Origin of the sequence: Micromonospora sp. U56 (assembly GCF_018070095.1) — a bacterium.
Taxonomy (GTDB): Bacteria; Actinomycetota; Actinomycetes; order Mycobacteriales; family Micromonosporaceae; genus Micromonospora; species Micromonospora purpureochromogenes.
Genome location: NZ_JAGPYL010000049.1, coordinates 23,887 through 44,671, shown reverse-complemented (window position 1 = coordinate 44,671; position 20,785 = coordinate 23,887). Strand labels below are relative to the sequence as shown.

Below are 20,785 nucleotides of genomic sequence, written 5' to 3'. Positions count from 1 at the left end.
GGTTAGAAGGCGCAGGCGATGACCAGGTCGGGGGTGCGGTCGGGGAGGAGGTCGAGTTTGGCTATGCGGCCGGCGGCGCGGAGGTCGTCGGCGATGAGGGTGAGCTGCTCCAGCAGGGGGGCGGGGCCGAGCGCCTCGGCCAGCGGCACCTCCGCCTTCATGGACAGCTTCCGTTCCGACTTGGCCCGGCGCACCTGGCCGAGCGCGTCCCCGGCCAGCCGCAGCAGGTGCGGGTCGGCTGGGCCCTCGACCGCCCGCCCCACCTCGTAGGTGGTCGGCCAGGTGGCCCGGTGCACCGAGCCGTACCGCCACCAGGACCAGACCTCCTCGGCCACGTACGGCAGGACCGGGGCGAAGAGCCGCAACTGCACCGACAGCGCGGTGGCCAGCGCCGCCCGTGCCGACTCGGCACCCGGCCCGGAGCCGTAGGCGCGCTCCTTCACCAACTCGATGTAGTCGTCGCAGAACCGCCAGAAGAACGCCTCGGTGACCTGGAGCGCCGCCGTGTGGTCGTACGAGTCGAAGGCGGTCGTCGCGGCGGCGACCACGCCGGAGAGCCCGGCGAGCATGGCGGTGTCCAGCGGCGCGGTCGCCGGGGCGCGCAACGCGTCCGCGGCGCCCAGCCCCAGGGCGAACCGGGAGGCGTTGAGCAGCTTGGTGGCGAGCCGCCGGCCCACCTTGATCTGCGCCGGGTCGAAGGCCAGGTCCATGCCGGGCTTGCCGTTGGCCGCCCAGTACCGCACCGCGTCGGAGCCGTGCTGCTCGAGCAGCGCCATCGGGGTGACCACGTTCCCCTTGGACTTGGACATCTTCTTCCGGTCCGGGTCGAGGATCCAGCCGGAGAGCACCGCGTCCCGCCAGGGCAGCACGCCGTGCTCCAGGTGGGCACGGACCACGCTGGAGAAGAGCCAGGTCCGGATGATCTCCTGCCCCTGCGGGCGCAGGTCCATCGGGAAGACCCGGCTGAACAGGTCCGGGTCGGTCTCCCACCCGCCGACGATCTGCGGGGTCAGCGAGGAGGTCGCCCAGGTGTCCAGCACGTCCGGGTCGCCGACGAAGCCACCCGGCAGCCCGCGCTGCGGCTCCTCGAAACCGGGCGCCGGATCGCTGGACGGATCGACCGGCAACATCGCCTCGTCGGGTGTGAGAGGGTGGGACCAGTCCGGCTCGCCAACGTCGTCGAGCCGGTACCACACCGGCACCGGCACCCCGAAGAAGCGCTGCCGACTGACCAGCCAGTCACCGGTCAGCCCGCCCACCCAGTGGTCGTACCGGTGCTTCATGTGCTCCGGCACCCAGCGCAGCTCGCCGCCCCGGGCCAGCAGCTGCTCCCGCAGGCCGGCGTCCCGCCCGCCGTTGCGCAGGTACCACTGGCGGGTCGAGACGATCTCCAGTGGCCGGTCGCCGCGCTCGTAGAACTTCACCGGGTGGGTGATCGCGCGCGGCTCGCCGACCAGGTCAGCGGCGTCGGCCAGCAGCTGCACCATGGTCCGCCGGGCCCCGTTGACGGTCTGCCCGGCCAGGGCGGCGTACGGCTCGGCCGGCACCCCGTGCGGCGGCTCCGGCAGCAGCCGGCCGTCCCGGCCGATCACCACCCGGGTGTCCAGCTGCAGCTCCCGCCACCAGGTCACGTCCGTCAGGTCGCCGAAGGTGCAGACCATGGCGATGCCGGTGCCCTTGGCCGGGTCCGCCAGCGGGTGCGCGCGCACCGGCACCTCGACCGCGAAGACCGGGCTGCGCACCGAGCGCCCCACCATGTCCGCGTACCGCTCGTCGTCGGGGTGGCAGACCAGCGCCACGCAGGCCGGCAGCAGCTCCGGACGGGTGGTGTCGATCAGCACCTCGCGCCCGCCCGGCCCGGTGAACCGGAGCCGGTGGTACGCCCCGGGCCGCTCGCGGTCCTCCAGTTCCGCCTGGGCCACCGCGGTGGCGAAGCCGACGTCCCAGAGCGTCGGCGCCTCCGCCTGGTACGCCTCGCCCCGGGCCAGGTTGCGCAGGAACGCCCGCTGGCTCGTCGCCCGCGCCACCCGCCCGATCGTCGTGTACGTCAGCGACCAGTCCACCGACAGCCCGAGCCGCCGCCACAGCGCCTCGAAGACCTGCTCGTCGGCGGCGGTCAGCCGCTCGCACAGCGCCACGAAGTTGCGCCGGTCGATCGGCGTCGGGTCCTTGCGCCGATCCTCGCTCACCGGTGTCGCCGGCGGTTGCCAGTGCGGGTCGTACGGCAGCGACGGGTGGCAGCGCACCCCGTAGACGTTCTGCACCCGCCGTTCGGTGGGCAGGCCGTTGTCGTCCCAGCCCATCGGGTAGAAGACCGTCCGGCCGTGCATCCGCTGGAAGCGGGCCACCATGTCGGTGTGCGTGTACGAGAAGACGTGTCCCATGTGCAGCTCGCCCGATACGGTCGGCGGCGGGGTGTCGATCGCGTACACGTCCGACCGCTGTTTCGAGCGGTCGAACGCGTACGTGCCCTCCTCCTGCCAGTGGCGCGCCCAGGTCTCCTCGAGCCCGTCCAGGGTCGGACGCTCGGGGACGCCGGCGCGGGCCGTCCTCGCCGTATCAGTCATCGGTCGATCGTAGGCAGCCCACGTCGAGCTGCCCACGGCTTATCCGCGGGTGTCGCCTAACGGTTCGAGGAGCCGATCGGGTTGAGCAGCGGGCCGCGGGTGGCGAGCTGGATGCCGAGGCCGGTGTTGGCATTCACCCGGTCCAGGATGGTGGAGACCGGCATGTAGTAGTTCTGCTCGTTCGGGTTCGTGCAGGCGCCGCTGCCCGGGTCGCCGTCGTTCAGGATGCCGAGCGCCCGGCCGTCGGACTCGGTGAAGAGCGGGCCGCCGCTGTCACCGGGGCGGGCGCAGACCCGCACGTTGATGCGGCCGTTGGTCTTGCTGGTGACGGTGCCGCAGCGGGTGCCGGGAACGTAACCGGCGCCCGCCCCCGAGTCGACGTACACCTCGCCCGCCTTCGGCGTGTACCCCGAGCCGGTCGCGCAGACGACCCAACCGGTCAGCACGGCGCTGTAGGGGGTGTATCCGGTGATCTTCACGTCGCGGCTGCCCTTGGTGGCGCAGGCCGGGTTGTCCGACACGCAGAAGTAGTTGACCAGGCTGGCCTGGTCGCCGCCGCTCCGCCGCGGGTACGCCCACCGGTCGATCGCGCCGTCCTGGTACGGGATCACCGCGTAGTCGTACGTGGTGTTGTTCTCGGCGAGCACCGGGCTGGTGGACTCCACGCCGACCGGCACCTTGGGCCCGAGGAACTGGTGCCACGTCCGGTCGAGCTCTGTGTGCCGCCCGCCGACCACGCAGTGCCCGGCGGTCAGCACGTAGTACCGCCCGGACCGCGCCCGCAGGTTGAAGCCGCTGGTGCAGCCGCCGACCGTGTCGTCGTCCCGGGGCACGTCCAGCCGGATGCCGCCGCGCATCGGCGCCTGGGCGCAGTCGAGCGGGTCGCACGACTTCTCGATCGAGGCCGGTAGCTGCCGGGTCCGGGCCGGCACCCCGGCGGCCTCGATCGCGCCGGCCAGCCGGGCGTCGTCCGCCGCGACCGCGCCGCCGGTGAGGACCAGGACCTCGTTGGCCTGCTCGTCGACCACCACGTCGGTGCCCGCGGTCGCGCCGAGCGCGCCGGCCATGCGGGCCGCCGCCTCGGTGAGCTCGCGCAGCGAGTGGCGCGCCGGGACGACCTTCACGTGGGCGGCGTCCGGCACCCCGGCGACCGCCTTCGCGACCGGGGCCGGGTCGGTGGCCGCGATGGTCAGTACGCCGCCGCCGGCCTGGTCCAGCCACATGCCGGCGTACTCGGTGGGGTACCTCGCGGCGAGGGTGGCCGCGAGCGGCGCGGAGAGTTCCTGGAGGGCGATCCGGCGGGCCGCCTCGTCCTGGCCGACCCGGTAGCGGTCGCTCAGGTAGGCCACCGAGGCGGGCGCGTCCTTCGCCACCTCCCCGGCGGGCCGCCCGACGGCCGTGACCGGTCGGGTGTCCACGGTGGAGCGGCCCGCGCCGGCTCGGCTGCCGATGCCGCTGTCCGCACTGGGCACCGCGTCCGCCGGAGCGGCCGCGGCCGTCGCCGACAGGTCGCCGGCCGCCGAGACGGCGGTCGGTGTGGCACCGGCGTCGCCCTCCCTGGTCAGCGCGACCGTCGCCGCGCCCACCGTGCTGATCACCAATGCCGCCGCGACAACCACTCGTCGTCGGATCCGCACGCCGCAACCTCCCCGTGTGCTCGGCTGTGCCTGACCGATCCCACCGCACGTCGCCCTCGGGCGATCGCCGGGCCGATCAACGAGCGGCAGTCTAGCCGGGCGACGGTTCCCCGGGTTGCCCGCGTCGCCGCGCCGGCGGCGGGGCGACCGGTTCAGACCAGCGAGTCGCGCCACTGCCGGTGCAGGGCGGCGTACCGGCCGCCGGCGGCGGTGAGCCGCGCGGGCGGTCCGTCCTCCACCACCCGACCGCCGTCGAGGACCAGCACCCGGTCGGCGGTCTCGACCGTGGAGAGCCGGTGCGCGATCACCAGCGCGGTGCGGTCGCGCAGCACGGTGGCGAGCGCCCGCTGCACCAGCCGCTCGGTCGGCACGTCCAGCGACGAGGTCGCCTCGTCGAGGATCAGCACCCGCGGGTCGGCCAGGAACGCCCGGGCGAACGCGACGAGCTGCCGCTGCCCGGCGGAGAGCCGGCCGCCGCGCCGGTGCACCTCGGTGGCGTACCCGTCGGGGAGCGCGGCGATGAAGTCGTGCGCGCCGATCGCCCGCGCGGCGGCCTGCACCGCCGCGTCGTCGGCGCCGGGGCGGCCGAACCGGATGTTCTCCGCCACCGTGCCGCTGAACAGGTGGTTCTCCTGGGTCACCAGCACCACCGCGCGGCGCAGCTCCGGGTCGGCCAGGTCGCGCAGGTCGATCCCGTCCAGCTCGACGGCGCCGCTGTCCGGGTCGTGGAAGCGGGCCAGCAGCTTGGCGACGGTCGACTTGCCCGCCCCGGTCGGCCCGATCAGCGCGACCGTCTGCCCGGCCGGCACCCGCAGGTCCAGCCCGACCAGGATCGGCGTGCCCGGCCGGTAGCCGAAGGAGACCGACCGGAACGCCACCGCCCCGCGCCCCGGCCCGGTGGGCAGCGGCACCGGCTGCGCCGGTTCGGGTACGCCGGGCCGCTCGTCGAGCACCCCGGCCAGCTTCTCCAGCGCCGCCGTCGCCGACTGCAACGAGTTGTAGAACTGGCTCAGCTCCTGCATCGGCTCGAAGAAGCGGCGCAGGTAGAGCAGGAAGGCGGCGAGCACCCCCACCTCCGTCGCGCCGCCGAGCACCCGCCAGCCGCCGTACCCGAGCACCACCGCGACGGTGACGTTGCCGATCACCTTGATCCCCGGCGAGTACGTGGCGATCAGCCGGAACGCCCGCAGGTTGGCCCGCCGGTACCCGTCGTTGACCGCCCCGAAGATCTGCTGGTTGCGCGGTTCCCGGCGGTACGCCTGCACGGCGCGGATGCCCCGCAGCGACTCCACGAAGTGCACGATGACCAGCGCCACCGCCTCCCGGCTGCGCCGGTACGCGTCGGCCGACGCGCGGGCGAACCAGCGGGACAGCAGGTAGAGGAACGGGAAGGCGAGCAGGGTGACCGCGGCCAGCGGCAGGTCCAGCCAGAGCAGGATGGCGGCCACGGAGAGCACCGACAGCGCGGCGGTCACCAGGCTGTCGATGCCCCCGTCGACCAGCTCGGCGATGGACTCCAGGTCGCTGGTCAGCCGGGACACCACCCGGCCGGAGGTGTAGCGCTCGTGGAAGCCGACGGAGAGGCGCAGGAAGTGCCCGTACACCCGTCGGCGCAGCTCCAGCAGGACGGCCTGGCCGATCCGCGCGGAGAGGGTGAGGAAGCCGCGCCGGGCCGCGTACTCGGTCACGGCCGCGACCACGAAGGCGCCGGCGACGGCGGCCAGTGGGCGTGCGTCGCCGGCCCGCAGCGGCGCGATGGCCCGGTCGATGCCGAGCATGACCAGGTACGGCCCGGACATGGCGGCCGCGTTCTGCGCCAGCAGCAGGCCCACCGCCAGGCCCAGCCGGCCCCGGTGCGGGCGCAGCAGCTCGCCCAGCAGCACCCGGCTGCGGGCGCGCAGCCGGGCCACCGCCTCGGGTGCGGTGTCCTCGGCGCGGCTGCGGTCGGCGTCCGGGTCGGTGGCCAGCCCCCGCCAGCGGGACTCCTCGGGTGGCTCGGCCCGCTGCCGGGGCAGCCGGAGGGTCATGAGCGCACCAGACCGGGCGCGGAGTTCGGCTCCGCGGAGAGCACCGCCCGGTACGCCGGCACGGTGGCGAGCAGCTCGGAGTGCCGCCCCACCGCGGCGATCCGGCCCCCGTCGAGCAGCGCCACCCGGTCGGCCAGCGCGACGGTCGACGGGCGGTGCACCACCAGCAGCGCGGTGGTGTCCCGCAGCACCCGTCTCAGCGCCGCCTCGACCAGCGCCTCGGTGTGCACGTCCAGGGCGGAGAGCGGGTCGTCGAGCACGAGCAGCGCGGGCCGGCCGAGCACCGCCCGGGCCAGCGCGAGCCGTTGCCGCTGCCCGCCGGAGAGCGACAGCCCCTGCTCGCCGACCCGGGTCGCCAGCCCCCACGGCAGGTCGTACGCGAAGTCGGCCTGGGCCAGCGCCAGCGCGGCCCCGACCTCCTCCTCGTCGGCGTCCGGGCGGCCCAGGGTGAGGTTCTCCCAGACCGACATGGAGAAGAGCGTCGGCTCCTCGAAGGCCACCCCGACCAGCCGGCGCAGCGACGCCAACCGCAGGTCGCGCAGGTCGTGCCCGTCCAGGGTGATCCGCCCGCCGGTCACCTCGTGCAGCCGGGGCACCAGGGAGAGCAGGGTGCTCTTGCCGCTGCCGGTCGCGCCCACCAGCGCCAGCGTCTCGCCCGGCTCCACGGTCAGCTCGATCTCTCGCAACACCGGCTCGGGGGCGCCGGGATAGCGGAACGAGACGCCCTCGAAGCGCAGCCGGCCCCGCACCGCCGCCGGGGCGAGCGTGACCGCGTGCGGCGCGTCCACGATGGACGGCGGGGTGTCCAGCACCTCCTGGATCCGGTCGGCCGCGGTCGCCGCCTCCTGGGCGTTCGCGATGATCCAGCCCAGCGACTGCACCGGCCAGATCAGCATCAGTTGCAAACTGACGAAGGCGACCAGCTCGCCGATGGTGAGGGTGCCCCGGGCGGCGAGCGCCGCACCGCAGACCAGCACCACGCCGAGGGTGAGGTTGGGCACCAGGTCGAGCAGTGCGGAGGTACGGGCCAGCAGCCGGGCCTTGTCGACGCCGGTGTCGTGCAGCGCCCGGGCCCGCTCGCCGAACCGGGCGACCAGCTCCGGCCCCCGCCCGTACGCCTTCATCGTGCGCAGGCCCTGCGCGGTCTCCTCGACCAGGGTGGCCACGTCGCCCTGCTGGTCCTGCATCCGGCGGGACGCGGCGTGGTAGTGCCGGGCGAAGCGGCGACTGATCAGGAACAGCGGCACCGCGCTGGCCGCCACCAGCAGGCCCAGCGGGCCGTGCAGCCGGATCAGCAGGGCCACCACCGCGAGGTAGGTGACCAGGTTGAGCACCAGGAAGAGCAGGCCGAAGGAGAGGAACCGACGGATCACCGACAGGTCGCTGGTGACCCGGGAGAGCAGTTGGCCGGACTGCCACCGGTCGTGGAAGCCGGCCGGGAGCCGTTGCAGGTGGGCGTAGAGGTCGGCGCGGATCGCCGACTCCATGCCCACCGAGGAGGAGGACTGGGTCCACCGCCGGATGAAGATCAGCACCGCCTCGGCGAGCCCGAGCAGCAGGGCCAGGCAGCCGAGGCGGAGCAGCCCGTCCGAGTCGTGCCGGGCGATCGGGCCGTCGACCACCCGCTGCACCACCAGCGGCACCGCCAGGCCGGCCGCGGTGGCCGCCAGCGCCGCGACCAGCAGCAGGCACCACTCCACCGCGTACGGGCGAAGGTAGCGGCGCAACCGCCAGAGGTTGCCCAGCGGACGCGGGTGGACCTGCACCGGTGTGGCGGGGTCGCCGTCACGCTGCGCAGGCACTACCCGACCGTAGCGTCAAATGGGAGCGAGGCCGGTGTCAGCTTGCCGTCAACCGCCGCTCATGCCCGAGAAGCCACTTCTTCACCTCCAGCCCCCAGCGGTAGCCGCCGAGGGTCCCGTCGGTGCGCAGTACCCGGTGGCAGGGGACGAAGAGGGCGGCGGCGTTGCGGGCGCAGGCGGCGGCCGCCGCCCGTACGGCGGCCGGCCGGCCGGCCAGCCCGGCGAACCCGGTGTACGTCACCGGATCGCCCGGCTTCACCTCGCGCAGCACCTCCCAGGCGTGGGTCATGAACGCCCCGCCGCTGTGCTGCCGCACCGGCACCCCGTCGATGGCGGTCAGGTCGCCGTCCAGGTAGGACCGGACGGCGACGGTGACGGGGCCGAGGTCGGCGCGGTGCCGCAGCGCCCCGCGCAGGCTCGGGTGCACCAGCGGGAGCAGGTTCTCCGGGGCCGGGGTGAAGCCGGCCGCCCGGACGGCCCCGTCCGGGCCGGCCAGGATGCTCAGCGGACCGGTGGGGGTGTCGATGACGGTGCTGTCGATGCTCATGCTGCTCTCCAGAGTCGGATCACCGCGTACGAGCGCCACGGGCGCCAGCGTTCGGCATGGGTGTCGAGGGTCTTCGGGTCGGTGGGCAGGCCGAGGGCGGCGGCGCCCCGGCGTACCGCCAGGTCGGTGGGGAGCAGGACGTCCGGGTCGCCGAGGGCGCGCATGGCCACGTAGCCGGCGGTCCACGGCCCGATCCCGGGCACGGCGGTCAGCCGCCGGACCACCTCCTCCCGGTCCCCGCCCGGGTCGAGGTCGATCTCGCCGGAGGCGACGGCCGCGGCCAGCGCCCGCACCGTCTCCCGCCGCCCCGCCGGCATGCCGAACGCCGAGTCCGGCAACCCCGCCACCTCCTCCGCCCGGAGGAACCCCCGCAGCCCCGGCCGATCATGAGCTTGACCAGGGTCCTGGAGCTCCATACCGCCGTCGACCTCGTGATCGACGGGGGGCTGCGGGACGGGGGCGGCGGTGAGGAGGCGGGTGAGGGTGGTGCGGGCGGAGCGGACGGAGACCTGCTGGCCGACCACGGCGCGCAGGGCCGCCTCGAAGCCGTCCACCGCGCGGGGCAGGCGGATGCCGGGCTCGGCCGCCACCACGGCGGCCAGGGCCGGGTCGGCGGCGAGGGTCTCGTCGATGGCCTGCGGGTCCGCGTCGAGGTCGAGCAGGCGGCGGCAGCGGGCCACCGCGGGGGCCAGGTCGCGCATGTCGGCCAGGCGCAGGGTCGCCGAGACGTGGCCGGCCGCCGGGGTCAGCGCCACCTCCGCGGCGCCGTGCGGCAGTCGCAACCCCCGGCGGTACGTCCCGTCGCGTACCTCCTCCACGCCCGGCAGCGCGCGGAGCGCGAGGAAGTCCAGCAGCGCGGCGGCGTGCAGCGGTGGCCGGTACGCCAGCCGCAGCGTGATCGTCCCCGCGCCGCCCGCCACCGGCCGGCCGCCCCGCGCCACCCGCAGCTCCGACGGGGCGGTGCCGAAGACCTCGCGGACCGTGTCGTTGAACTGCCGGACGCTGCCGAACCCGGCCGCGAAGGCGATCTCCGCCATGCCCAGCCCGGTCGTCTCGATCAGGGTGCGGGCGGTCTGCGCCCGCTGGGCCCGGGCCAGCGCCAGCGGGCCGGCGCCCAGCTCGGCGCGGAGCATCCGGTGCAGGTGCCGCTCGGTGTAGCCGAGCCGGGTGGCCAGCCCCGGTACGCCGTCCCGGTCGACCACCCCGTCGGCGATCAGCCGGACGGCGCGGCCCACCACGTCGGCCCGGACGTCCCACTGGGGCGAGCCGGGCGCCGCGTCCGGGCGGCACCGGCGGCAGGCGCGCAGTCCGGCGCCCTGCGCGGCGGCGGCCGACGGGAAGAACCGGACGTTCTGCCGCTTCGGCGTCATCGCCGGGCAGGACGGCCGGCAGTAGATCCCGGTCGACGTCACGCCGGTGTAGAACCAGCCGTCGAAGCGCTGGTCACGGCTGTCCACGGCCCGGTAGCACCGTTCGAAGTCCAACTCCACGCCACCGATGATGCCCGCTGGTCAGGCCGATGGCTCGCGGGAATCGGACCTGGGCGTGGCGACGCCCGACACCCCGGCCGGGAGTCGGCCGGGGCGCCTGGCGCATCCCGTTCGCGCCCCGGCGCAGGTTCGACCGGGAGCGCACTCGCGGGGGTCAGCGCGGGGACGGGGTGGGGCCCGGCGTCCGGGTGCCGATCGGGCTCGGCACTCCCGGCGCCCCCGGCGGTTGGGGCGCGCCGGGGTGCGCCGGGCTGGCCGACGGCGGTTCCGACGGCTGGGATCTGACGGGGCTGGGGGCGCCCGGCGGCGGGGGCGTCTGCGGAGCGGTCGGGCTGGGCAGCGGTGGCCGGGGCGCGGGTGTCGGGTCGGAGCTGGGGGAGGGGACCGGCTCGGCCGAGCGCGGCGACGGGGCCGGGGCGGTGGGAGCGGCCGGGCGGGGGGCGTCCGAGCCGGCCTGGGCGATGGCGAGCGGGGCGGCGATCAGGACGGCGGCGAGCGTACCCACCGCGCCCATGGTCACCGTGGCGCGGCGTCGGGTCCGGGCTCGTCGTTCCGCCGGCGGCAACTGGTCCTGCACTGTGGGTGCCTCCTCGGCAAGGTCGGTCAGGGTGGTGCGGATCAGGTCTTCGAGGGGGGACGTCATCGCCGTACCTCCAGGAGTTCGACGTCCGGCAGGAGTTCGCGCAGCCGGGCGACGGCGCGATGGGTACGGCTGCGGACGGTGCCGACCGAGCAGCCCAGCACCTGGGCCACCTGGGTCTCGGTGAGGTCCTCGTAGTAGCGCAGGACCACCACGGTCCGCTGGGCCGGCGGCAGGTGCCGCAGCGCCGCCCGCATGGCCAGCCGCAGGTCGGTGCCGCCGCTCGGATCGGCGGCGGGCACCTCGTGCGCGCCGGTGAGCAGCGACTCCCGGTACCGGCGCAGCCGCCGCCACCAGCTCACCTGCTCCCGGTACATGACCGTGCGCAGGTAGCCCTCGGGGTCGGCGTTGCGCAGCGTCCGCCAGCGCGGGATCGTCCGCGCCAGCGCCGACTGGACCAGGTCCTCCGCCGCGTGCCGGTCGCCGGTGAGCAGGTACGCGACCCGCATCAGCGCCGGCGTACGGCTCGCCACGAACTCGGCCAGCCGGGCCCGTTCGTCCTCGTCCACACGTCCTCCCCGCTCCGCTCCTACCGATACAGACGCCGCAGCTCGGGCCAGCTATCCGTTGCGTGGCAAGGAATCGGACGCGAGAAATTGTCGGTAGTGGTCGGTACGGTCCGGCCACCAACTCAAGAAGGGTGCGGGGGCGATGGCGAGCGTGGCCGGGCGGGGTGCCCGCTGATGCGGTCGGGGCGGGCACGGCTCGACCGCGCGGTGGTGCAGGGCTTCTACGACCGGATGCGGGCGGTGGCGCCGGCGGCGTACGGGGCGATCGAGCGGGACCGGGTCGGTGAGCCGGGGCGCCCCTTCGGCGAGACGGCGTGTGGCCGGCTCGCCGCGTCGCTGGATCCGGCCGGCGTGCGGGCGCTGGGCATGTGGGCGCACCACTGGTGCATGCGCTTCTACGACGACGACACCCGCCCGGGGCTGCGGCTGGTCCGCGAGGTCGCCGGCCGGCGCGGGCTGGGCTGGACGGCCGACGAGGTGCGCTGGATGCTCGGCGAGTCGTACGCGGCCGGCCCGTCCGCCGCGCACCGGTTCACCCTGCCGCTGGCCGCGGCGGCCGAGCTGCCCGCCGGGGCGCTGCCGGAGGCCGACGCCCTCGGGGCGCACTGGCGCCTGGCCGGCTGACCCGCCCCGCCGAGGCGGCCGACGGGTCCGGACGCCGCCCCACCGGGGCGGGCGGGCAGTTGCGCCACCACCATCGCCGCCACCGCCAGCGCGAAGCCGGTGAGCTGGGTCGGGCTCAGCGCCTGGTCCAGCACGATCCAGCCCAGCGCCGCGGCGGTCAGCGGGCTCAGCGCGCCGAGCACGGAGACCTGCGTCAACGGCAGCCGCGCCGCGCCCCGGAACCACAGCACGTACGCCAGCGCGGTGCCGACCAGCCCGAGCCAGGCGTACCCGAGCAGGGCCGGGGCGTCCGGGGCCGGCGGCGCGCCCTCGACCGCGACGGCGACCGGCGTGACCAGCAGGCCGCCGGCGGTGAGCTGCCAGCTCGTCGCGGCCAGGGTGCTGATTCCGGCCGGGCGGCCCCAGCGGCGGGTGAGCACCAGCCCGGTGGCCATCGCGGCGGTGCCGGCCAGGCCGGCGGCCACGCCGAGCGGGTCGGTGCCGGCGTCCGGCCGGAGCACGACCAGCGCGACGCCCAGCGGGGCGGCCACGGCGGCCAGCAGGGCGAGCCGGTGCGGCCGGTCCCGCAGCACCAGCACGGTGAGGCCGGCGACGAGCAGCGGCTGGGCGGCGCCGAGCACGGCGGCGGTGCCGCCCGGCAGCCGGTACGCCGCGAGGAAGAGCAGCGGGAAGAACGCGCCGATGTTCAGCGCGCCGAGCAGGGCGGCCCGCCACCACCAGGAGCCGTGCGGCCGGCGGCGGGTCAGCGCGAGCAGCAGCAGCCCGGCGGGCAGCGCCCGCAGGCCGCCGGACCAGAGCGGCCGGTCCGGCGGCAGCAGCTCGGAGGTGACCAGGTAGGTGGTGCCCCAGACGGTGGGCGCGAGGGCGGTCAACGCGATGTCGGTGCGGCGACGGCTCATCGGGCACTCGATTCTCTTTGCGGTAAGTAGCTTAGTGCTAAGCTAATCACCCGTGAGTGAAAAGCGGAAGGGCGACGTGGGGCACAATCCGGGGGTGACCGACCGGGACGACGTCGACCTCATCGTCGAACAGTGGCGCCGCGAGCGCGCCGGGATGCGGCCCGAGCCGATGGCGGTCTTCGGCCGGATCTACCGGCTGGCCCGGATCGTCGGCGACGCGCAGGAGCGGGTCTACGCCGACTGGGGCATCGGCCGTGGCGAGTTCGACGTGCTGGCCGCGCTGCGCCGCAGCGGCGAGCCGTACACGCTGGCGCCGAAGGAGCTGGCCGCCGCGCTGATGCTCACCTCGGGCGGGATGACCGGCCGGCTCGACCGGCTGGAACGGGCCGGGCTGCTGCGCCGCGCGCCCGACCCGGCCGACCGGCGGGGCCTGCGGGTGACCCTGACCGACAGCGGCCGCCGCGCGGTCGAGGAGGCCGCCGAGGCGGGCCTGGCGGTGCAGCGACGGATCCTCGACGCGCTGCCCGCGGCCGACCAGACCCGCCTGGGCGACCTGCTGCGCGCGCTGCTCGCCGCCGCCGAAGCGGGCTGACCGGGCCGACGGCCGGGCCGGCGATGACGCAGGATGGGGGCGTCACCCGTCCGACGGAAGGATCACCCGTGCCCGCCAGCGAACCCACCATCGTCGCGACCAGCATGGGCTTCACCAGCCGGGACCGTGGCCCCTGGGACGCGAAGCCCGGGCCGGTCTTCGACCTGATGGCCGAGCTGTCCGGGGCCGACGAGCCGAAGATCTGCTACCTCAACCAGGCGGTCGGCGACCAGCCCACCGCGTTCACCGTCTTCTACGGCGCCTTCGCCGGCACCCGGTTCCGCCCGTCCCACCTGGCGCTGTTCCCGATGCCGACCGTCGACGACATCCGCGCCCACCTGCTCGCCCAGGACATCATCTGGGTCGGTGGCGGCAGCGTCGCCAACCTCTGCGCCGTCTGGCGGGTGCACGGCCTGCCGGAGATCCTGCGCGAGTGCTGGGAGGCCGGCGTGGTGCTCGGCGGCGTCTCCGCCGGTTCGATCTGCTGGCACGTCGGCGGTGCCACCGACAGCTTCGGCCGCACGCTGCGCGCCTTCACCGACGGCCTCGGGTGGCTGCCGTACGGCAACGGGGTGCACTACGACAGCGAGGAGCAGCGCCGCCCGCTGATGCACCGGCTGGTCGGCGACGGCACCCTGCCGGTCAGCCACTGCACCGACGACGGGGTGGGGCTGGTCTACCGGGGTACCCGGCTGGCCGAGGCGGTCGCCGACCGCGAGGACGTTGCCGCGTACGAGCTGACCCCGGACGGCGCGGGCGGCGCCCGGGAGACCCGGATCGAACCCCGGCTGCTCACCGCCTGAACGCCGGTCCCTTCGGGTACGCGGGTGCGGCCCGTTCAGCCCGCCTCGGCCCGCCCGGGGCGGTGCCGGAGCGCGGCGTCGAAGACCTGGGCCAGCTCGGCCGCGTCCTCCCCGGCGTGGTGGGTGTGCGGCACGTCGGTCAGGCCCAGCTCGTGCTTGATGATCCCCTTGCGGGTCCGCACCCACTCGCAGCCGGTCCGCCCCATCCACCAGCTACGCAGGTCCACGCCGGAGCCGGTCGCGCCGAACGGGCTGCGGCCGGTGAACCGGACGAAGTACCAGTGGACGAACATGCCGTCCCAGACGGCGGGCGCGGCCAGGAAGACCGGCCGGCCGATCCGGCGCAGCCCGTTGACCCAGCTCGCGGCGGCGGCCATCGCCTCCTCGGCGGTCGGCGCCTCCCGTAGCAGCCGGTCCCGGTCGAGCCCGGAGACCGCGAGGGCGGCCGGCACGAACTCCTCGGAGATCGGCTTCAGCTCGGTGTAGAAGGTGAGGTCGGGCCGCCCGGCCACCGCCATGCCCAGCGAGATCATGCTGTACGGGCCGGGGATCGGGCCGTCCGCCTCGACGTCCACCGCCACGTAGAGCTCCGGCAGCCGCTCGTCCGCCCCGCTCGTCATCCGGGCAGGCTAGCAACGCTGTGGGCGTGCCCGGGACGTCTTTTCCCCCGGCTGGTGGGCCTACCTGCCGGGTGCCGGCCGACACCGGCGTAAGCTGGCTCGTCGTGAGTCTCTCCATCGGCATCGTCGGCCTGCCCAACGTCGGCAAGAGCACCCTGTTCAACGCGCTCACCAAGAACGACGTGCTCGCCGCGAACTATCCGTTCGCCACGATCGAGCCCAACGTCGGCGTCGTCGGGCTGCCGGACGAGCGGCTGGCCACGCTCGCCGAGATCTTCTCCTCGCAGAAGGTGCTGCCGGCGCCGGTGTCGTTCGTCGACATCGCCGGCCTGGTGCGGGGCGCCTCCAAGGGGCAGGGCCGGGGCAACGCCTTCCTGGCCAACATCCGCGACGCCTCGGCGATCTGCCAGGTGGTGCGCGCGTTCTCCGACCCGAACGTGGTGCACGTCGACGGCAAGGTCTCCCCGGCCGACGACATCGAGACGATCAACACCGAGCTGATCCTCGCCGACCTCCAGACCCTGGAGAAGGCGCTGCCGCGGCTGGAGAAGGAGGCCAAGCTCCGCAAGGACCGGGCCGCCGCGGTCGCCGCCGCCAAGGCCGCCGTCGACGTGCTCGACGGCGGTACCACCCTCTACGCCGGCGCCGCCGCCGCGAGGATCGAGCTGGAGCACCTGCGCGAGCTGCACCTGCTCACCACCAAGCCCTTCCTGTACGTCTTCAACGTCGACGAGGCCGAGCTGGCCAACGCCGAGTTCCTCGACGAGCTGCGCGCGCTGGTCGCGCCCGCCGAGGCGGTCTTCATGGACGCGAAGATCGAGTCCGAGCTGGTGGACCTGCCCGACGAGGAGGCCCGCGAGCTGCTGGAGTCGATCGGGCAGAACGAGCCCGGCCTCGACCAGCTCGTCCGGGTCGGCTTCCGCACGCTCGGGCTCCAGACGTACCTGACGGCGGGCCCCAAGGAGGCGCGCGCCTGGACCGTCCCGGTCGGCGCGACCGCGCCGGAGGCCGCGGGCGTCATCCACAGCGATTTCCAGCGCGGCTTCATCAAGGCCGAGGTCGTCTCCTACGCCGACCTGGTCGAGGCCGGATCGATGGCGGCGGCCAAGGCCGCCGGCAAGGTCCGGATCGAGGGCAAGGAGTACGTCATGCAGGACGGCGACGTGGTGGAGTTCCGCTTCAACGTGTAGTGCCTGATTCCTTGATCGGCCGGGTGGCTGGTCAGGGTAAGAAACCCCAGGTCAGGGCCCACTGTGCGCCTGCCTCAGACGCTCTCTCCGGTGTGCCGGTCAAGGGGGCGGAGGGGTGGCAGTCGCCAGGAACCGACCCGCGTGAGCGGCCCCCATCTGCCTAGCCCCCTTGATGGGACTCTTCGAATTTCCCACCTGGTGGTGGGGAGTTCCCCGGACCCTGCTCGCCGTGATTCCCCATTCGCCCCGTGCCGACCTGCGGCTGGTCGCCAGAGCGGAGAACTGTCGAACCGCCCGGCGGCGCCGTTCGGGGCGTGGCGCCGGATCAGATCTGCCTGCTTCCGGTCCACGCCTGGAGTTTCTCCGGGTTGCGGACCGCCCAGATGCGGGTGATGCGGTCTCCGGCGAGGTCGAAGGCGGCCACGGTCATCGTGACACCGGTGTGCTGGGCGACCAGGCCAGGCCGGCCGTTGACCGTCCGCTCCAGGAGTGTCAGTCCAGGGGCCTTCTCGGCGATGTGGATCAGGTACTCGGCGATACGCCTGCTGCCCTCGACCGGGCGCAGGACGGTGCCGACCAGGCCGCCGCCGTCGGCGACCATCGCGGCGTCGGGGTCGAGGAGGCCGACCAGGGCCTCGATGTCCCTGGCCTCCCACGCCTCCTTGAATTGTCGCACCAGACCGGCCTGCCCGGCCGCCGGAGCCCGCGTGGCGCGGATGCGCCGACGGGCCGAGGACGCCAACTGCCGGCAGGCCGCGGGCGTCCGGCCGACGATCTCGGCGACTTCGGCGAAGGGATAGCGGAAGACGTCGTGCAGGATGAACGCCACGCGTTCGGCCGGCGTCATCGACTCCAGTACGACGAGGAAGGCCATGTTCACCGACTCGTCCAGGGTGATCCGGTCGGCGGGGTCGGCCGCTTCGGCTCTGCCGCCGGCCCGCCCGCTGATCCACTCCGTGCGGTCGGGCAGCGGCTCGGGTATCCATGCGCCGACGTAGCGCTCGCGCCGGGCCCGCGCCGAGCCGAGCACGTCCAGGCAGATGCGGCTGGCCACCGTCGTCAGCCAGGCGCCGGGCGACGCGATGGCCTCCTGCTGCTGCCCTGACATCGCGTACCAGCGGGCGTAGGTCTCCTGCACGGCGTCCTCAGCCTCGGCCAGCGAACCGAGCAGCCGGTAGGCAAGATTGGTCAGCTGGCGCCGCTCGCCGACGATCGCGTTCAGGCCCGGCTCAGACCGGTCGTGCGCCGACTCGGACGGGGTACTCATGGTCGCGGCCGCTCCCTGGTTCGTCTCGTCCGCTTCCGTCCTCCCCCCGCTACGGCGAAACACCGCACTGGACTGTGAGGTTGACGCTTCACCTCACATTTCGCGGGCCCGCGTCGTCGGACTGTCGAGAGGCTACCGATCCGTCGCCGCGAGGCAGAAGAGAGGACTACATCATGGCTGTGCAGACGACGACAGCACCGGGCAGGTTCGCGTTCCTGCACGTCGCGATCGCCTTGCAGACCTTGGCCCTCTTCTTCCAGGGGGTCACCGCCGGAATGCTGCTGTCCTCGTCCCTCGGCGCGGTACTGCACGACGTCGGATCGCGCGTCATGTACGGCGCGTCGATGTTGTACGTGCTCGCCGCGATCTTGGCATGGCGTCCGGGCGGCGGGTCGCCACGCCCCATCCTGTACGCGTCCGGCTTCCTCGTGCTCGCCTCGGGGCAGGTGGTCCTTGGCATTGCGCACATACCGTCGCTCCATGTCCCCCTGGGCATCCTGATGTTCGGCCTGAGCGTGCTGGCATTGGGCCAGGCGTTGTCCACCGCCCCGGGCGTCAACCCACTGCGACGTACCCCGTGACGCCTACCAGGCACTGAGGCCCGCTGACCCGACAGTCGGCGGGCCTCCGCCGTGCTCATCGCTCCCCACACCCTTGGACACCGGACCAAGTGGGCGCGACCGCGCCGGAGGCCGCGGGCATCATCCGCAGTGACTTCCAGCGCGGCTTCATCAAGGCCGAGGTGGTCTCCTACGCCGACCTGGTCCAGGCCCGAGCGATGGTCCGGCGTCTTTCGCGGCGAACGGATGGAACGGCGATGGCGGGCGCTTCCAGCCGATTGCGGCAGTGCTTGCCATCGTGCTGTTCGTGTGCTTCCTGATCTTGTTTGCAGTCTTCTGGGAGGAGGCAACAGCGATTAAGCCCTGTCCCACGCGAGCGCTGGGGTACAGCCGGGGCACAAGGTCCCGAAGCTACCGGCCTACTGTTCCACTTCAACGTCTGATTGCGGCCCGTTCCGGCAGGTCAGGCGGTTGGACCGCTCTGGGGGCGCCGATCGGCAGCCGGCGTGAACTGCGTCGAATGCTCGCGGATGGCAGTCGCCACCACCTGGGGTAGCGGGACGGTCCGGCGTGACCGGCGAGTCTTCGGCTCGGTGCGCACCTTGGACTGCGGCGCGAACTGCCATTCGATCCAGGCGAGTTTCGCCGGCCAGTCAACCTTCGGGCTGTACCCGTCGTCCTTGCTGGGGACGGAAGGAGATCGGGTGCGGCGGAAGAAACGCTTCGACGGGTTGGACGTCCTCGTCGCCGAACGCGGCGGTGCGCTCCTCGCGACGGCGGTACTGCTGACCGGCAGCCGGGTCGCTGGGGAGGACCTGTTGCAGGTGGCGCTGGAGCGGCTGATGCGGAACTGGAGCCGGGTACAGGGCGACAAGGAGGGGTACCTGCGTCGCACGTTGTACCACCTTGCGGTTGACCGGTGGCGGCTCCGCAGGCGCCGGCCGGAGGTGTTGGCCGAGATCGAGCCGCCGGGCCAGGCGGACGGTACCGAGGCGCTGCACCTCCGGCAGGCACTCATCCAGGCGCTGGCCATGCTGCCGCCGCGGCAACGGGCCGTGCTGGTGCTCCGCTACTGGGAGCAGTTCAGCGAATCCGAAGCCGCCGAGCTGCTCGGCTGCTCGGTCGGCACCGTCAAGTCGACCGCCTCCCGAGGGCTGGCCCGGCTACGCGAGCTCACGGCCGCCTGGGCGCTCGAAGACGCAGGCATGAACGGAGTGGGTAGATGACCATTGACCTGGAAGATCAGCTGACCGTCGGGATGCGGGACGAGGTCGCCGGCTTGGCGTTCACCCGTGACGTACTGGGGGAGGCCACCCGACGGCACCGGCGGCGCACCGCCTGGCACCGCACCGCGTACGCCGCCGGCGTCGTCGGTGTGGCCGGGGCGCTTGCCGCGGCCATGACGGTGGGCACCGGCGGCACGGCAGTCTCGCCCGGGCCGGTTGCCGAGCGGCCCACGGCGACGACGGTCGACACGCCGCAGCTGCGGCTGGCCGCAGCTGCCGCGGCCAGCGAGAACATCAGTTGGCGGGTGAAGGTCACGACCACCGTGAAGGACAAGCTCCCGCCGAGGAATGAACTGCCCGAGCCGGTGAGCGCGAGTTGGGTCACGAAGGGAGCCTTCGATCCGGCGACGGCCACCGGCTACCTGGACTCGCCGTACACCGGTCTGCGTCCCGTGGTCGCCGCGGGTTTCGAACATGAGCGGCTGGTCAACGGCGTCCGGTACATCGGTACCCGGGATGGCTCCGCGCCTGACAACGGCAAGATCGTTTGGAGTCGATACCCGGGCCAGCAGAACAACCTGGACTACGACCTCGCGTTGGGCGGTGGCCTGACCGCTTCGGCGGATCCGCAGGAGCTGTTCCGTGCCCTGCAGCGGGTCGGGGCCAAGGTCACCGAGACCCCCGATGGCGCTTACCACTTCGACGTTCAGGTGAAGGACGTTCCCTCGCGGGGCGCCGTCGACCGTCTCGTGGGCGAGGTGACGCTCGGCGCGGACAAGCGGATCGCGAGGGTGGCCTACGACCGTACGGTCTCCGTCACCAGAGGCGAGGTCCACACCTACCACCTGCACGTGGTCACCGAACTGTCCGACTACGGCACGCCGGTGAAGGTCGAGCCGCCGGCCCACTTCCATACGTGGCCGTCCAAGTAACTAACTCGGGACGAATCGCCTCGGCGATGACGACGGCCGTACCCGCAGCGAGCGACCGAGCGCCCGGAGATGCGGTCCTCAGCGTCCGGCGACTGGCGGTGGCACGCCGGCCCCGGGCTCCACTGGATGCGTTACGGATCAAGGTCGGATGATCCGTAACGCATCCGGCTGGACGATCTTGTTGCCTCCGGATTGGCGGCCCACATCTGGTTCAGGCCGCCTGCCCGCCCAGGTGCGGATCTTCCCGGCCGACTTCGTGGTGTGCTGAACGTTCTCGGCTCATGAGGGCCGCCCGCCGAACTGCCAGTCGTGGACCTCGATGTCGGCGTACCGGTCCGGGTTGAGGACGGCGCGTGCGGTGTCCTGGTCGGGCGACCTGAGCAGCACCGCCGTACCCAGCCAGGTAGTGCCGTTGTCGGAGAGCAGCGGCCCGTACACGATCAGCTCGTCCCGGTCGGGCGGCACGGCGAGATCAGCGGCCTCCCCCGAGCCGAGGCCGAGCACCAGGTACCGGTTGCCACCGGTCCGGCCACCGGGAAAATCCCACATCGTGCGCCCCAGCATGTTGCGCCACCGGCGCAGCAACACGTCCCGGTACACGCCGGCCTGGTAATTGGGCTCGTCGAGGGCGAACGCGCGGGCGGCGGCGAGATCCGGCAGGTCGACGATGTGAAGACTGCCGGTGGGGGTGTCGCCGTCGCTGGCGAAGGTCGGGCCGCGGGCGATCATCTGTGACGCGTAGCGGTCCATGTAGGACCAGTGCTCCTCCAGCAGGTCCTTGCGCAGCGGGACGGAACCGGGCCGGTCGCGGTGGTAGCAGAAGAACATGGCCTCAGTGTCACGCATCATGTGA

Annotated in this window: 18 protein-coding genes and 2 pseudogenes; 8 read left to right on the top strand and 12 right to left on the bottom strand. The window is 73.6% G+C overall.

The window, feature by feature from the left end; translation table 11 throughout:
* Positions 1-2: 2 nt before the first annotated feature.
* The 8 genes from valS to KBX37_RS17815 all read right to left on the bottom strand — a co-directional run bounded on the left by valS (position 3) and on the right by KBX37_RS17815 (position 11,219).
* Positions 3-2,567, bottom strand: a complete 2,565-nt coding sequence (valS, locus tag KBX37_RS17850) for a valine--tRNA ligase (protein ID WP_210777077.1) — start codon at positions 2,565-2,567, stop codon at positions 3-5.
* A 56-nt stretch (positions 2,568-2,623) separates the two neighbouring features.
* Positions 2,624-4,204: a S1 family peptidase gene (locus KBX37_RS35650; RefSeq protein ID WP_210777076.1), complete on the bottom strand. Its 1,581-nt coding sequence runs from the start codon at positions 4,202-4,204 to the stop codon at positions 2,624-2,626.
* A 152-nt stretch (positions 4,205-4,356) separates the two neighbouring features.
* Positions 4,357-6,231, bottom strand: a complete 1,875-nt coding sequence (locus tag KBX37_RS17840) for an ABC transporter ATP-binding protein (RefSeq protein ID WP_210777075.1) — start codon at positions 6,229-6,231, stop codon at positions 4,357-4,359.
* Positions 6,228-8,033: an ABC transporter ATP-binding protein gene (locus KBX37_RS17835; protein ID WP_210777074.1), complete on the bottom strand. Its 1,806-nt coding sequence runs from the start codon at positions 8,031-8,033 to the stop codon at positions 6,228-6,230. The genes KBX37_RS17840 and KBX37_RS17835 overlap by 4 nt, the downstream gene beginning before the upstream one ends.
* A 37-nt stretch (positions 8,034-8,070) precedes the next feature.
* Positions 8,071-8,580, bottom strand: coding sequence for a methylated-DNA--[protein]-cysteine S-methyltransferase (locus KBX37_RS17830; RefSeq protein ID WP_210777073.1), 510 nt, complete (start codon positions 8,578-8,580; stop codon positions 8,071-8,073).
* Positions 8,577-10,070, bottom strand: a complete 1,494-nt coding sequence (locus KBX37_RS17825) for an AlkA N-terminal domain-containing protein (protein WP_210777072.1) — start codon at positions 10,068-10,070, stop codon at positions 8,577-8,579. Before KBX37_RS17825 ends, KBX37_RS17830 begins: the two co-directional genes overlap by 4 nt.
* A gap of 154 nt (positions 10,071-10,224) precedes the next feature.
* Positions 10,225-10,713 carry a hypothetical protein gene (locus KBX37_RS17820; RefSeq protein WP_210777071.1) on the bottom strand — a complete coding sequence of 163 codons (489 nt, stop codon included), beginning with the start codon at positions 10,711-10,713 and terminating at the stop codon, positions 10,225-10,227.
* Positions 10,710-11,219, bottom strand: coding sequence for a SigE family RNA polymerase sigma factor (locus KBX37_RS17815; RefSeq protein WP_210777070.1), 510 nt, complete (start codon positions 11,217-11,219; stop codon positions 10,710-10,712). The genes KBX37_RS17820 and KBX37_RS17815 overlap by 4 nt, the downstream gene beginning before the upstream one ends.
* A 174-nt stretch (positions 11,220-11,393) precedes the next feature.
* On the opposite strand from KBX37_RS17815, the gene KBX37_RS34580 reads away from it, so the two are divergent.
* Positions 11,394-11,843: a hypothetical protein gene (locus KBX37_RS34580; RefSeq protein ID WP_247658331.1), complete on the top strand. Its 450-nt coding sequence runs from the start codon at positions 11,394-11,396 to the stop codon at positions 11,841-11,843.
* Between the two features lie 77 nt (positions 11,844-11,920).
* Here the strand turns inward: KBX37_RS34580 and KBX37_RS17810 are convergent.
* Positions 11,921-12,742, bottom strand: a pseudogene (locus KBX37_RS17810) (EamA family transporter); the annotation flags it as partial.
* A gap of 52 nt (positions 12,743-12,794) precedes the next feature.
* Between KBX37_RS17810 and KBX37_RS17805 the strand changes: the two are divergent.
* Both KBX37_RS17805 and KBX37_RS17800 read left to right on the top strand, forming a co-directional pair.
* A complete protein-coding gene (locus KBX37_RS17805) occupies positions 12,795-13,334 on the top strand; it encodes a MarR family transcriptional regulator (RefSeq protein ID WP_307849106.1) in 540 nt (179 codons plus the stop codon).
* Positions 13,335-13,402: 68 nt separating this feature from the next.
* The gene (locus tag KBX37_RS17800; RefSeq protein ID WP_210777068.1) at positions 13,403-14,137 is read left to right on the top strand and encodes a peptidase E; all 735 of its coding nucleotides are present in this window, start codon (positions 13,403-13,405) and stop codon (positions 14,135-14,137) included.
* A 35-nt stretch (positions 14,138-14,172) separates the two neighbouring features.
* Here KBX37_RS17800 and KBX37_RS17795 read toward each other — a convergent pair whose 3' ends face one another.
* Positions 14,173-14,757: an exonuclease gene (locus KBX37_RS17795; protein ID WP_210777067.1), complete on the bottom strand. Its 585-nt coding sequence runs from the start codon at positions 14,755-14,757 to the stop codon at positions 14,173-14,175.
* Positions 14,758-14,861: 104 nt separating this feature from the next.
* Here KBX37_RS17795 and ychF point away from each other — a divergent pair, with 104 nt between their 5' ends.
* Entirely contained in the window at positions 14,862-15,947 is a 1,086-nt protein-coding gene (gene ychF / locus KBX37_RS17790; RefSeq protein WP_210777066.1) for a redox-regulated ATPase YchF, read from the top strand.
* Positions 15,948-16,272: 325 nt separating this feature from the next.
* Here ychF and sigJ read toward each other — a convergent pair whose 3' ends face one another.
* A complete protein-coding gene (sigJ, locus tag KBX37_RS17785; RefSeq protein WP_210777065.1) occupies positions 16,273-17,214 on the bottom strand; it encodes an RNA polymerase sigma factor SigJ in 942 nt (313 codons plus the stop codon).
* Positions 17,215-17,387: 173 nt separating this feature from the next.
* Here sigJ and KBX37_RS17780 point away from each other — a divergent pair, with 173 nt between their 5' ends.
* The 4 genes and pseudogenes from KBX37_RS17780 to KBX37_RS17765 all read left to right on the top strand — a co-directional run bounded on the left by KBX37_RS17780 (position 17,388) and on the right by KBX37_RS17765 (position 19,932).
* Entirely contained in the window at positions 17,388-17,795 is a 408-nt protein-coding gene (locus KBX37_RS17780) for a hypothetical protein (RefSeq protein ID WP_210777064.1), read from the top strand.
* Between the two features lie 74 nt (positions 17,796-17,869).
* Positions 17,870-17,983, top strand: a pseudogene (locus tag KBX37_RS35245) (DUF933 domain-containing protein); the annotation flags it as partial.
* 321 nt (positions 17,984-18,304) lie between these two features.
* The gene (locus KBX37_RS17770) at positions 18,305-19,000 is read left to right on the top strand and encodes a SigE family RNA polymerase sigma factor (RefSeq protein WP_247658328.1); all 696 of its coding nucleotides are present in this window, start codon (positions 18,305-18,307) and stop codon (positions 18,998-19,000) included.
* Complete coding sequence (locus KBX37_RS17765; RefSeq protein WP_210777063.1) at positions 18,997-19,932, top strand: hypothetical protein; 936 nt, start codon at positions 18,997-18,999, stop codon at positions 19,930-19,932. The genes KBX37_RS17770 and KBX37_RS17765 overlap by 4 nt, the downstream gene beginning before the upstream one ends.
* Before the next feature lie 279 nt (positions 19,933-20,211).
* Here KBX37_RS17765 and KBX37_RS17760 read toward each other — a convergent pair whose 3' ends face one another.
* The gene (locus KBX37_RS17760; RefSeq protein ID WP_247658327.1) at positions 20,212-20,778 is read right to left on the bottom strand and encodes a YciI family protein; all 567 of its coding nucleotides are present in this window, start codon (positions 20,776-20,778) and stop codon (positions 20,212-20,214) included.
* Positions 20,779-20,785 lie beyond the last annotated feature (7 nt).